Source organism: Skermanella stibiiresistens SB22, from assembly GCF_000576635.1.
Taxonomy (GTDB): domain Bacteria; phylum Pseudomonadota; class Alphaproteobacteria; order Azospirillales; family Azospirillaceae; genus Skermanella; species Skermanella stibiiresistens.
Genome location: NZ_AVFL01000026.1, coordinates 1 through 12,163 on the forward strand (window position 1 = coordinate 1; position 12,163 = coordinate 12,163).

Below are 12,163 nucleotides of genomic sequence, written 5' to 3' on the forward strand. Positions count from 1 at the left end.
GGCTTCGGATCAAGGACGCGACACGACGACAAACACCGTCACAAGTTCTCACAGTCGAAACCCGTCGGGGCCGTCCAGTTTTCTGGACGGCCCCGACGCTATTTCCAGTTCAAGAACCGTGTCGGTACGCGTTGCTCGGTCTAGTCCTCGATCTTCGACATCGCCGCACCAGCTTTCCTCAGGTTCTCGCCAGTCTCATCCGTCAAGTTCAGTCCGGCGCCGATGCTGCAGGTCAACGCGCTGATCTGCTTGACCGTGTCACCCGCGACCTTCGTCGATACCTCGGAAATCCGCAAGTTGCCGTGGTGCAGGGTTTCGATCCCGTTTCTCAGGATGCCGCTCTGGCAGGACAGTAGGGAATCGACCGACCGGCACCGCATGAGCTCCTCGAAAGCGCTCATGTTCTTCTGAGCCGTCGCGCGCGATGTGAGGAGCCACTCCTGAAAAATCGTTTGCCACCCCTCCGTGAGGATGGATCCGCATTTCATCATGACATCCATGTTGCGGGCGACCTGTTTTGTCGCTTGCTCCGAAGCCCGGAGCGAAAATTCAAGCATGCCGCCGAACTGGGCCGATGATTGTTCGACGATCCCAGCCGCCAAACCCGCTGCCGCAGCATCAGCTTTTTTCAAGGAATCGAGGGTCTCCTTGGATGCCTCGATCATTCTCCGCTGCTCGGCTTCCGTGATGTTCACAGCGCCCTCACTGTTCACAGCCATCTCCTCGCTCCTCACTGAATTGTTTAATGAATGATTTTTGGTTCAGCCGTCTCGGCACGCCCGCTTCCGACCTCCGACTGGTTGACGATCACAAGGTAACATGTCCAAAGGAAAGCGGCGGAAGGATTGAACCAGTGACCGTGTGACAAATCAGGTTCAAATGTTAATATATAAATTTGTATCAACCCGCGGATTTGATGTTGAAAACTCAAAATGGCGAGATTTCAACCATATTACTCACGTAATGTCGGGCTTCCAACCAGTCAAATGAGAGGATTAATTACCAATATTTGATTCGATCGATCGCGAGTGCTTTTCCGATCCCACCACCTGAATCACCTGGTTGGCGTCGCCCGTCCGAGCGGGTAGTTTGAGAGGGTCACTCCGCCAAAGGTCCACACCATGTCGACGCGCCGCCCGAGACGTTCCTCCGATCCTGATCAACTGGATCTGCTCGACATTCCCGAGGCGACGGCGGTCATGCTGACATATTCCGGCCGGACGCTGGACCTGGAACTCCCGGATTTCAGCCGCTTCGAGATCGAGGACATCGCCCGGCCCCTGGCGTATCAGTGCCGTTTCGTCGGCAACACCCGCGCGTTCTACAGCGTGGCCCAGCATTGCGTCCTGGCGAGCGAACTGGCGTCCGAAGGTTTTGCCTATGAGGCCCTAATGCACGACAGCGAGGAGGCGTTCACGGGGGATTGGCCCACTCCGTGGAAGGTCAGGATCGGCCGCGATGTCATCAAGGCCGCCATCGAACCGCTCAAGGTGGCGCTCGCGGCGCGTTTTGGCTTCAGCCATCCCCAGCATGACGCTGTCAAACTTGCCGACCAGCGGAGCCTCGCCACCGAGCTGCGGGACCTCTGCGCTCCCCATCGGGTCAACTGGCGCGACCTGCCGGCCCCGGCGCCGGAACCGATCGTTCCACTCGGACCGGATGACGCCATGGCCGCCTTCATCCAGCGATATCACGACCTGCGCTAATCCCAGCATCATAAAACTTGAAGCTTTGGAGACGGAGGAAACAAATCCGGCCCCGTTCCGTTCTTGCCGTTGGTCCGAGCATTGTTGATGACACGAGGAACAAAGGCATGCAGGTGGTGCGGGTTGTGGAACATACCCAGGGACTTGAGAGCCATGGATTGGACCGCTTCAGCGCGGCATACGAGGAAAGGTTGGAGGAGGTCCTGAAAGGGCTGTTCTCCGCCTGCCCCGACTGTTCGAGCGATGCGTGGGAGGAACTGGCCGACGATTTCGACAGGCGGATCGGGCGGTCCGGAGTTGTCGAGTTTTGCCTGGAACGCGGCTACGATGTCCGGCGCCATGGCGACGCCAAACCAGCCGACGCCAGCAAGACTGGTAACGCCAAATCCGGTAATGCCAAGGATGACTTGGTCGGGTGCTGGCGCGACATTGGCATCATGGTGCTCGCCAGGGATCGTGGATTGATCAACGGCTGATGGCGCGCCAACCAACGGGGGAGGGGACGGACCGGCATGAAAATCGACGGCAAACCGTATCGGACGATCTGGCTGGCCAATGATGGCTGGTCGGTGGAAATCATCGACCAGACACTCCTCCCCCATGATTTCGCCATCGCCCGCTTGCGGACGGTGGAGGAGGCGGCCCACGCGATCAGGGCCATGCTGGTGCGGGGCGCGCCCCTGATCGGCGCGGCCGCCGCCTATGGCATGGCGCTGGCGGTTCGCCAGGAGCAGGATGATCAGGCGCTATCGCGCGCCCATGATCTCCTGCTCGCCACCCGCCCGACCGCCATCAACCTGCGTTGGGCCTTGGAGCGGATGCGCCGGCGCCTGATCGAGCTGCCGCCGTCCGAGCGGGCGGCCGCGGCCTATGCCGAGGCCGCCGCACTGTGCGACGAGGATGTCGCGATCAACGAAGCGATCGGCGAGCATGGCGCCGGCTTGATCCGGCGTGCCGCCACCAATCGCGGTGGCGGGACGGTCAACATCCTGACCCACTGCAACGCCGGTTGGCTCGCGACGGTCGATTGGGGAACGGCCCTGTCGCCCATCTACAAGGCGTTCGAGGAGGGCGTCGATCTCCATGTCTGGGTCGACGAGACACGGCCGCGCAACCAGGGCGCCAGCCTGACCGCCTGGGAACTGAACCATCATGGCGTGCCGCACACCATCATCGCCGACAATGTCGGTGGGCATCTTATGCAGCATGGCATGGTCGATCTCTGCATCACCGGCACCGACAGGACGACCGCGACCGGTGATGTCTGCAACAAGATCGGCACCTACCTCAAGGCCTTGGCGGCACACGACAATGGCGTGCCGTTCTACGTCGCGTTGCCATCGCCGACCATCGATTGGACCCTTGAGGATGGGGTGGGGGAGATCCCGATCGAGCAACGCGACGGCGCCGAGGTCTCCGCCCTGACCGGCCGCACGGCCGACGGACGGATTGAAACCGTGACCGTGATCCCGAAGGGTAGCCCGGTCGCCAATTACGCCTTCGACGTGACGCCAGCCCGGCTGATCACGGGCCTGATCACCGAACGCGGCGTTTGTGCCGCCTCCCGCGAGGGCTTGCGCACGCTGTTTTCCGACCGATGAGGACCTGAACCGGGAAGCCGGACGGAGCTTCAGTTGCGGGTGATCGGTCCAAGGTGCTTGGCGGCGGTGTTCAGCGTCGTCTTCACCGTCATCGGCGAATAGGGCTTGTCCATGAAGCCCAGCGGCTGGGCCCCTTCGGCCCGCTCCCGCGTCACCGGGTCGTTGTTGGCGGTCATGAAGATCGAGCCGATGCCGAAGCGCGCCCGGATCTCGCTGGCGGCGGTGATGCCGTCCATTTCGCCGGCCAGCCGGATGTCCATCAGGATGACGTCGGGCAAGACCTCTCCGGCCAAGCGGATCGCGTCCTCCGCCGTCGCGGTCATCGCGCAGACCACATGGCCCAGCCGGCCTACCAGCCGCTTCAACGCCAGGGCGGATATCGCCTCATCCTCCACCACGAGAAGGTTGAGTTTCCGCCGCACGGCCGCGCCCTCGCCGCCGTCATCGTCCCGCCCGGTCACGGAAGGAGGAGCGTCGCCGCCTTGGCCGCTCAATCCGCTGACCAGATAGTGGGTCGTTGACCGCATCACTCAAACCCCCGCGTAAAGCGTGTGGTTGTCAGAAAGGATTTCTTTACCATGTCAGGCCGGTGGCAGGGAAACGGCAAATCGAGCGCCGCCCCGTGTTCCGTTCTTCACCGGTCCATTCGCACCATACGCGAAATTCGCCGACAATTGAAGGCATAGGGAAGTGACAATGGTCATCCCCAAGCCGCCATTCAAGGGCTGGAACCCAGCGGGCAGCCCAACGCCGTCGTCGGCGACGACCAGCAGGTATCCACCATTCTCCTGACGGGTGAACGAGACCTGGATGGTGCCCTCGGCACCCGGCGGGTAGGCGTATTTGAAGGCGTTGGTCACCAGTTCATTGACGATCAAGGCCAGCGGGATCGCCCGATCGGTCGACAACTCGGCCGGATCGGCGGTGACCTCGATCGTGTACTCCTCGCCTTCCGACAGCATGAACTCCGACAGGTCGTCGCACAGCCCGTGCAGATACTGGTCGAACTCGACGCTTTGCAGCTTGTCCGTCTGATATAGGCGCTGATGAAGCTGCGCCACCGTCGACACCCTGTTGTGGGCGTCGGCGAACTGGCGCCGGGTCTCCGGATCATCGATGCCGTCCCCCTGGAGCGACAGCAGGCTGGCGATCATGTGCAGGCTGTTCTTGACGCGGTGGTTGACCTCCCGCATCAGCATGTCCTTCTGGACCAGCAGCACGTCCTTTTCGACCGCCAGTGCCTCGATCTCGCGCAGCTTGCCATTCAGCTCGGCCAACTTCCGCTGATGGCGGACGATAACCTCGTCGATCGCGTGCGCCAGGCTATGGGCGATCTCCAGGGTCCAGGACGGCCACGGCCGCGAATAGCCGCGCATCCGCTCGGTCCAGCGTTCGAACGAGCGGCGCGGCAGGATGCGGGTGCCACCCGCCTCGATGCTGACCGGCTTGTTCGGGTCGCCGCCCCAGGAGATGGTCCGCGTCACCTCCGGCCGGAACCAGATCAGCGCGTCCCGGTGATCCGGGCCGAAGAACACCGCCAGCGCGCCGCTGGCCAAGCCGGAGTGCCCGGCGAATCCCAGCGAGACTCCGGCGAGGTGATCGGTCGCCACGGGGTGACCGCCATCGACCTTCTGGCGCAGGGCCGCCACCATCTCCATGACATCCCCCGCCGACGGGGTTTCGCCGACGAGGTGGACGGAGCCGCCGCGGATCACGGCGGCGCCCCCCGCGTCGAACAGGCCGGCCAGGGTCACCGGACCCCGCGTCAAGGCCCCGACGAAATCATCGGCCCCGGCCATCTGCTCCAGCAATCGGGCGTGGATGTCGACATGTTCCTGCCGTTCGTCCCAGTCCGCCGTGGTTTCCACCTCGGTCAGGCGCATGGCGAAGGCGTCCACCATCAGCGTGACCGCCGTCCGGACACCGGGCGGCACCAGCAAGGGTTCACGGTGATGGCCGATCACCAGTCCCCAAAGCCGGCCATGCTTCATCACCGACACCGACATGGAGCCGTTGACGTTGAGATTCCGGTGGTATTCCAGATGGACCGGGGAGAGCGCCCGCAGCCGGGCGAAGGTCAGGTCGAGCGGCGGCGCCTCGCCGCGCGAACCGAAAGCCATCGCCACCAACGGCACCCGCTCCGCGTCGCGGTCCGGGACGAAACGGCTGTGGTTGCGGGCGTAAAGCTCGCGCGCTTGGCGGGGAATGTCGGACTGGGGGAAATGGAGCCCCAGCAAGGCCGGCTCCAGGTCGGCCAGCTTGTCCTCGGCGATCGCCTCGCCATTCCATTCCGGATCGAAGCGGTAGATCAGCACCCGCTCGTACCCCGTCAGGTGCCGGATCGCCTCGACCGTCAGCCGGCCCAGTTCCGCCAGGGAATCGGCGTCACGCAGCCGCACCATGGTTCGCGGCAGCATGGCGGGCAGGCTTTCCGGCGCGTCGGCGGGCTCGGCCTCGACGATGATCAAACCGCCGTGGCGATGGACAGCGTAATCCAGGCATGAGCCGTTTCCCGGTGCCTCGCCGATGGCGCGGAGCGGGTTGGCGCCGTCCAGATCGTCGGCCTTGGCCGCCTCGCGGATCCGCTCGACCAAGGCGTCGCCCACCAGCTGGCCGAGCGTCCGGCCTCGCAGGTCCCCAAGCGGGATCCCAAGCAGGCCCGGCGCATTGCCGCTGTGGATCACGACCGACAGGGACTCCGGATCGAGTGCCAGCAGAGCTCCATGGGGCTGGGTGGCACCAGGGATATGGATTGGTTCCAACTCGCACGGTGTCAGATCGGCGCCTTGGGAGGATGCCAGCCGCTCCACCAGGGTACGTGCCTGGTCCCGGTTGATCTCGGGGGACGGCTGGCTGGTGGAACCGGAGGCTTCAGTGCGGTGGGGAGAGTACATGCTCGACCGGACAGGGTTGGACGCGATTTACATTAACACGCCCACTAGTACGATGTTCAAGTCCCCCTCACAGTCGAACCAAAGTCCTATGACTCGTATTTGCGTAAATCCTCGATCACCTTGCCATCATTGGTCAGACTGCCCGGCGGCACGATCTCGACTTGGCCCTTGAGCTTGGTGACCGCGACGAGACTGGCCGCCAGCGCCTCCGACAGACCCGCGGCTGGTTCGCTCTCCACCCTCAGCGTCATGCGGTCGGCGCCATCGGCACGGTCGACCACCAGACGGCCGCGCGCGCATTCCGGATGCCGCTTCAGCACCTCGGCGATTTGGCCGGCATGCACGAACATGCCCTTGACCTTGGTCGTCTGGTCGGCCCGGCCCAGCCAACCCCGGATGCGCCGATTGGTCCGTCCGCAGGGGCTGGTGCCGGGCATGAAGGCCGACAGATCGCCGGTGGCGAACCGCACCAGCGGATAATCGCGGTTGAGGATGGTGACGACGATCTCCCCGACTTCCCCCTCCGCGACCGGGTCGCCGGTGCCGGGACGGACGATCTCGACAATCACATGTTCGTCCAGGATCAACCCCTCGCGGGCGGCGCTCTCATAAGCGACGAGACCCAGGTCGGCGGTGCCATAGCTCTGGAACACCTCCAGCCCACGGTCGCGGTAGAAGCTCTTGACGTCCGGCATGAAGGCGCCGCCGGTGACGTGGCCGAACCTCAGGAACGACAGGTCGACGCCCTGCTCGTCGGCCTTTTCCAGGATCACCTTCAGGTAATCGGGTGTTCCGGCGTAGCCCGCCGGTCGGACGCCAGCCATGGCCTGGACCTGCAATTCGGTGTTGCCGGTGCCAGCGGGAAACACGGCGCAGCCCAGCGCCTGGGCCCCACTCTCGAACATCGAGCCCGCTGGGGTGAAGTGGTACGAGAAGCAGTTGTGCAGCACGTCGCCGGCGCGGAAGCCGGTCGCGAACAGCGCCCGCGCGAACCGCCAGTAGTCGCCCCTTCGGGCTTCCGGATCGAAGATCGGCCCCGGCGACGCGAAGATCCGCGCCAGTTCCCCCGGCGCCACCGCGCTGAACCCGCCGAACGGCGGATGCCGTCCCTGCAACTCGGTCAGATCCGCCTTGCGGGTGACCGGAAGGGCGGCCAGGGCTTCCCAGGTGGTCACCGCCATGGCGTCGATGCCGCCCAGGATGCGACCATATGCTGGAGCCCGCCGCTGGGCCAGGTGGATCTGTTCCGGCAAGGCCGCCAGCAGCGACGCCTCCCGTTCGTCCATCGAACGGGTTTCCAGGCTGTCGTAAAACCTGTCTGCCATCGCATTCATCCCTCGTTGGCCGCATCATGTTCACACCGACCGAGCCAGCCGCCGCCCGGCTCCGGGCTGGCACGCTAAAGCCAGCGCTTCCGCCGCTTGTAGCTCTTCAGGTTCTTGAAGCTCCGCCGCTCCTCGCCGCCGCCGCCGAGGTAGAATTCCTTGACGTCCTCGTTGTTCGCCAGTTCCTCGGCGGTGCCGTCCAGCACGACCTTGCCGGACTCCATGATATAGCCATAGCTGGCCGCCTGGAGCGCCATGCGGGCGTTCTGTTCGACCAGCAGGATGGTGACGCCGAGGTCGCGGTTGATCTGACGGATGATCGAGAAGACCTCCTTCACCAGCAGCGGCGACAAGCCCATGGAGGGCTCGTCCATCAGGATCAGCTTGGGCCGGGCCATCAGCGCGCGCCCGATCGCCAGCATCTGCTGCTCGCCGCCCGACAGGTAGCCGGCCAGTCCCGTCCGCTCCTTCAGGCGCGGGAAGTACTCGTAGACCATCTCGATGTCCTGGCGGACTTGATTGTCGCGTCGCGTGAAGGCGCCCAGGCGCAGGTTCTCCAGGCAGGTCATGTCGGAGATGATGCGTCGGCCTTCCATCACCTGGAAGATGCCGCGCCGGACGATCTTGTCCGGATCGATGCCGTTGATCCGCTCGCCGTCGAAGCTGATGTCGCCGCGCGTGACGGCGCCGTCCTCCGTCTTCAGCAGGCCGGAGATCGCCTTCAGGGTGGTCGACTTGCCGGCGCCATTGGCGCCCAGCAGGGCCACGATCTCGCCCTTGGGCACCGTCAGGCTGAGGCCGCGCAGCACCAGGATCACGTCGTTGTAGACGACCTCGATGTTGTTGACCGACAGCAGCGCCGGCTTGGCCGCGGTCGCCGGGGAAGCGGCGTTGGGGGAGGGGGTGTCGATGACGGCGGTCATGGCTTCCATGTCTTCCTTGGTGTCGGAACGGCCGGGGCGGCGGGACCGCCCCGGCGTCGGCCGCTTACCAGCCGAGCCATTCCTTCTTGCGTGGCAGGTCGATGCTGGTGACCTTCTCCAGCTTGATCGTCCCGGCCTTGACCAGATCGTCGACCGAGGCTTCGGTCGCCCCGCCGACCCTGGCGCGGTAGATCGCGACGGTGGTGGTGCCGCGATGGTCGTCCGGCGTCCAGGTCGAGGGAACACAGACGCCTTCCAGCCCGGCCGGCACCCAGTCCTTCTTCTGGTACATGCCCTGCTTGATCCTGGAGCCCGCGATGCCACCGTTCTTCGCCGCCCAGTCCATCGCCTCCTTCATGAAGAAGGCGGAGCAGATGCCGCTGATGTAGTGGACCGGGCGATAGGCCGTGCCGGTGGCGTCGGAGATCTTGGAAACCTCCTTCACCGTTTGCATGCCCGGCGCCTCGCCGCCCCAGACCACTCCCGTGCGGACCGGGAAGACCACGCCATCCGCCGCCTTGCCGGCCGCCTTCATGGCGTTCTCGTCCATGCCCCAGACATTGCCCATGAACTGGACCTTGGCGCCGACCGTGTCGCAGGCCCGCAGCACCGAGATGTTGGACCCCGCCGTATTGCCGAGATAGGCGTAGTTGGCGCCGCTGTCCTTCAGCGTCAGGCATTGCGCGGTGTAGTCGCCGGGCGTCAGCGCGAACTGGACGGCGGGCAGCACGTCGAAGCCCAGCTCCTTCGCCAGCTCCTCGCCGGCCTCCTTGGGCGCGTTGGGGTAGGGGTGGTTGGCGCCCATGTGGACGTATTTCGGCTTGCCCGAGGCGCCCTTGGTCTTCCAGTCCTCGGCCGCCCATTGCAGCATCGCCCGCAGCGAGTCGGAATACGACGGGCCGTAGAAGAAGTTGAACGGCGCCGCCTTGGTCGACTTCTCGCCCGACCCGTTGGGATCGGTCAGCTGGCCGGCGTAGGAGCCGGAGAAATAGGGGATCTCGTCCTTCGCGATGAAGGTGATCAGCGCCTCGGTGTCCGCCGTTCCCCAGCCCTGGATCGCCACCACCTTGTCGCGGCCCGACCACTTCTTGTACTGCGAGATCGCGCGCGGCACCTGATAGCCATAGTCGAAGGTCTCGACCGCCATCTGCGACCCGCCGGCGCCGCCGGTCTTGTTGATATAGGCCAGAGCGTCCGCCACACCCTGGCCGAACGGAACGCCGACATCCGACGTGGCGCCGCTATAATCGGCCAGATGTCCGACCGGCACCTTGGTTTGGGCCAAGGCCCCGCCGCCCATCGCCAGAACCGCCGCAGCGGCCAGCAGCGCGCCCTTCACACTTCTAGAATTCGGACCCATGGGGTTTGCCTCCTCATACTCTTCTTGTGATTGATTTTTCGTTCAGTGGGAGAACGGGTAGAGTTTCCAGTACGCCTTGACCTGCCGCCACCGGTGGGCGAGCCCGTCCGGTTCGAAGATCAAGAACAGGATGATGACGGCGCCGATCGCCATCTCGCGCAGGAACGCCAAGCTGTTGCGGAGGTCCAGCGCCCGGTCGATGGCGCCGCCCGCCAGAGCGTCGGTCAGCCACTGCATGCTTTCCGGCAGCAGCACCATGAAGGCCGTCCCCATCAGCGAGCCCATGATGGAGCCCAAGCCGCCGATGATGATCATGCCGAGGAACTGGATCGAGAACAGGATCGTGAAGCCCTCGACCGAGACGAACTGGAGATAGTGGGCGTAGAGCGCTCCGCCGATGCCGGCGTAGAACGCCGCGATGCCGAACGACAGCGTCCTGTACTTGGTCAGGTTGATGCCCATCATCTCCGCCGACAGGTAGTGGTCGCGCACCGCCACCAGCGCCCGGCCATCGCGGGTCCGCATCAGGTTGGTGCCCAGCACGTACATCACCACGACATAGGCCAGCACGACGTAGAAATACCGCTCGTCGGTGTCGAAGACGAAGCCGAACATCGAGAAGGATTCGGTCAGCGTTCCCGCCACCCCGCCCGAGAACCACGAGGCCCGCGCGAAGAAGTCCTGGAGGATCACCTGCGCCGCCAGCGTCGCGATGGCGAGATAAAGCCCCTTCAGCCGGGCGGCCGGCAAGCCGAACACCATGCCGACCGCCGTGGTCATGACGCCGGCCAGGGGGATCGCGAAGAACACCGGGACGTGGAGGTTCGACACCAGCCAGGCCGAGCTGAACGCGCCGAACCCGAAGAACGCCGCGTGCCCGATCGAGATCTGGCCGGTGAACCCGACCAGGATGTTCAGGCCCAGCGCCGCGATGCCGAGATAGCCGATCTGGATCAGCAGGCTCAGGGGATACTTGTCCATCACCAGCGGCGCCAGGCACAGCGCCACGATGCCGACGATCACCATGTTGCGGCTGGTCGTGGTCGGAAAGATCGTGGTGTCGGCGGAGTAGCCGGTCTTGAAGTCGCCGCAGGGTATCAGCGTGGTCATGGCTTGGCCGCTCCGCTCAGACGCGTTCGATGTCCTTGGTGCCGAACAGCCCGTAGGGCTTCAGCATCAGGATGATGATCAGGACGTAGAAGGGGGCGATCTCGTACATGTTTCCCCAATTGAGGAACTGGCTGTCGAAGAAGTGCGCCACGTTCTCCAGCAGTCCGACGATCAGCCCGCCGACCACCGCGCCGACGATGCTGTCCAATCCTCCCAGGATGACGGCGGGAAAGACCTTGATGCCGAAGAACGACAGGGCGGACGACACGCCGTTGACCGTCCCAACCACCACGCCGGCCACCGCCGACACCATCGCGGAGATCGCCCAGCTCAGCGCGAAGACGGTGCGGACGGAGATGCCGAGCGACTGCGCCACCTGCTGGTCGAAGGCGGTCGCCCGCATCGCCAGCCCCATTTTCGAAAATTTGAAGAACCAGCCGAAGCCCGCCATGATGATCACCGAGATGATCAGGCTCATCAGGTAGACGCTTTGCACCTGGAGCCCGAGGACGCTGACCGTCTGCGTCTCGAAGATCGGCGGGAAGGGCTTGGCGAAGACGCCGAACATCCACTTCATCATCGCCTGGAAGAAGATCGACAGCCCGATCGTGACCATGATCACGGAAATGACCGGCTCGCCGATCATCGGCCGCAGCACGACGATCTGGAGGATCACGCCGAACGCCATCATGAAGGCCAGCGTGATAAGGAAGCCCCAGATGAACGGGATCTGGTAGGTCGTCAGCAGCCACCAGCAAGCCCAGGCGCCGATCAGCAGGAACTCGCCCTGGGCGAAGTTGACCACTTGGCTCGCCTTGTAGATCAGCACGAACGACATGGCGACGACGCCGTACAAGGCGCCGACGATGATGCCATTGACGACGAGCTGGAACAGCAGGTTCCAATTCATGGCGTGTTCGCCTCCCAGGACCGATCTTTGTTGCCGGATTTCTTATTCACGCACGCGAGCGGATATGCCTGCGACACTATCGTCGCGAGAGGCGCATCGGAGAATTCCATCGTATGGGGTATGGTCCGGGTCGCCGGCCGGGGATCAACCCGACCGGCTAACTCAGGAGAGAACGGATGCGAAAGCCATCCATTCTCCTGTGGCTTGAGTTCACGGTCCGGCGAATTTCCGTTCGTCTGACCATTACTCGGGCCTAGGAGGCGCCGGAGGGTGACTGCAACACTCTCCGGCAGCCTCTTTCTACCCCATCCCACCCGAAATCGCAATCCTGTCC

At 64.2% G+C, this 12,163-nt stretch carries 11 protein-coding genes; 3 read left to right on the forward strand and 8 right to left on the reverse strand.

Annotated features, from left to right (window positions below; translation table 11 throughout):
• Positions 1 to 140: 140 nt before the first annotated feature.
• Complete coding sequence (locus N825_RS26730; RefSeq protein ID WP_157619561.1) at positions 141 to 719, reverse strand: phasin family protein; 579 nt, start codon at positions 717 to 719, stop codon at positions 141 to 143.
• A gap of 402 nt (positions 720 to 1,121) precedes the next feature.
• Here N825_RS26730 and N825_RS26735 point away from each other — a divergent pair, with 402 nt between their 5' ends.
• The 3 genes from N825_RS26735 to mtnA all read left to right on the forward strand — a co-directional run bounded on the left by N825_RS26735 (position 1,122) and on the right by mtnA (position 3,307).
• A complete protein-coding gene (locus N825_RS26735) occupies positions 1,122 to 1,706 on the forward strand; it encodes a transcriptional regulator (RefSeq protein WP_051513204.1) in 585 nt (194 codons plus the stop codon).
• A 107-nt stretch (positions 1,707 to 1,813) separates the two neighbouring features.
• Positions 1,814 to 2,182: a hypothetical protein gene (locus tag N825_RS26740; RefSeq protein ID WP_037458812.1), complete on the forward strand. Its 369-nt coding sequence runs from the start codon at positions 1,814 to 1,816 to the stop codon at positions 2,180 to 2,182.
• A 36-nt stretch (positions 2,183 to 2,218) separates the two neighbouring features.
• On the forward strand, positions 2,219 to 3,307 hold the full coding sequence (gene mtnA / locus N825_RS26745; protein ID WP_037458814.1) for an S-methyl-5-thioribose-1-phosphate isomerase: 1,089 nt from the start codon (positions 2,219 to 2,221) through the stop codon (positions 3,305 to 3,307).
• Between the two features lie 29 nt (positions 3,308 to 3,336).
• Here mtnA and N825_RS26750 read toward each other — a convergent pair whose 3' ends face one another.
• The 7 genes from N825_RS26750 to N825_RS26780 form a co-directional block, all read right to left on the reverse strand.
• On the reverse strand, positions 3,337 to 3,834 hold the full coding sequence (locus N825_RS26750; RefSeq protein WP_051513206.1) for a response regulator: 498 nt from the start codon (positions 3,832 to 3,834) through the stop codon (positions 3,337 to 3,339).
• Positions 3,835 to 3,888: 54 nt separating this feature from the next.
• A complete protein-coding gene (locus N825_RS26755) occupies positions 3,889 to 6,201 on the reverse strand; it encodes a histidine kinase dimerization/phosphoacceptor domain -containing protein (RefSeq protein WP_084165092.1) in 2,313 nt (770 codons plus the stop codon).
• An 86-nt stretch (positions 6,202 to 6,287) separates the two neighbouring features.
• Positions 6,288 to 7,526 carry a phenylacetate--CoA ligase family protein gene (locus tag N825_RS26760; protein WP_037458815.1) on the reverse strand — a complete coding sequence of 413 codons (1,239 nt, stop codon included), beginning with the start codon at positions 7,524 to 7,526 and terminating at the stop codon, positions 6,288 to 6,290.
• A 74-nt stretch (positions 7,527 to 7,600) separates the two neighbouring features.
• A complete protein-coding gene (locus tag N825_RS26765) occupies positions 7,601 to 8,458 on the reverse strand; it encodes an ABC transporter ATP-binding protein (RefSeq protein WP_037458816.1) in 858 nt (285 codons plus the stop codon).
• Between the two features lie 55 nt (positions 8,459 to 8,513).
• Positions 8,514 to 9,809 carry an ABC transporter substrate-binding protein gene (locus tag N825_RS26770; protein ID WP_051513210.1) on the reverse strand — a complete coding sequence of 432 codons (1,296 nt, stop codon included), beginning with the start codon at positions 9,807 to 9,809 and terminating at the stop codon, positions 8,514 to 8,516.
• A 42-nt stretch (positions 9,810 to 9,851) separates the two neighbouring features.
• A complete protein-coding gene (locus tag N825_RS26775; protein ID WP_037458818.1) occupies positions 9,852 to 10,919 on the reverse strand; it encodes a branched-chain amino acid ABC transporter permease in 1,068 nt (355 codons plus the stop codon).
• Between the two features lie 16 nt (positions 10,920 to 10,935).
• Positions 10,936 to 11,829 (reverse strand): branched-chain amino acid ABC transporter permease, encoded by an 894-nt coding sequence (locus N825_RS26780; protein WP_037458819.1) that lies wholly within the window; start codon positions 11,827 to 11,829, stop codon positions 10,936 to 10,938.
• Between the last annotated feature and the right edge of the window lie 334 nt (positions 11,830 to 12,163).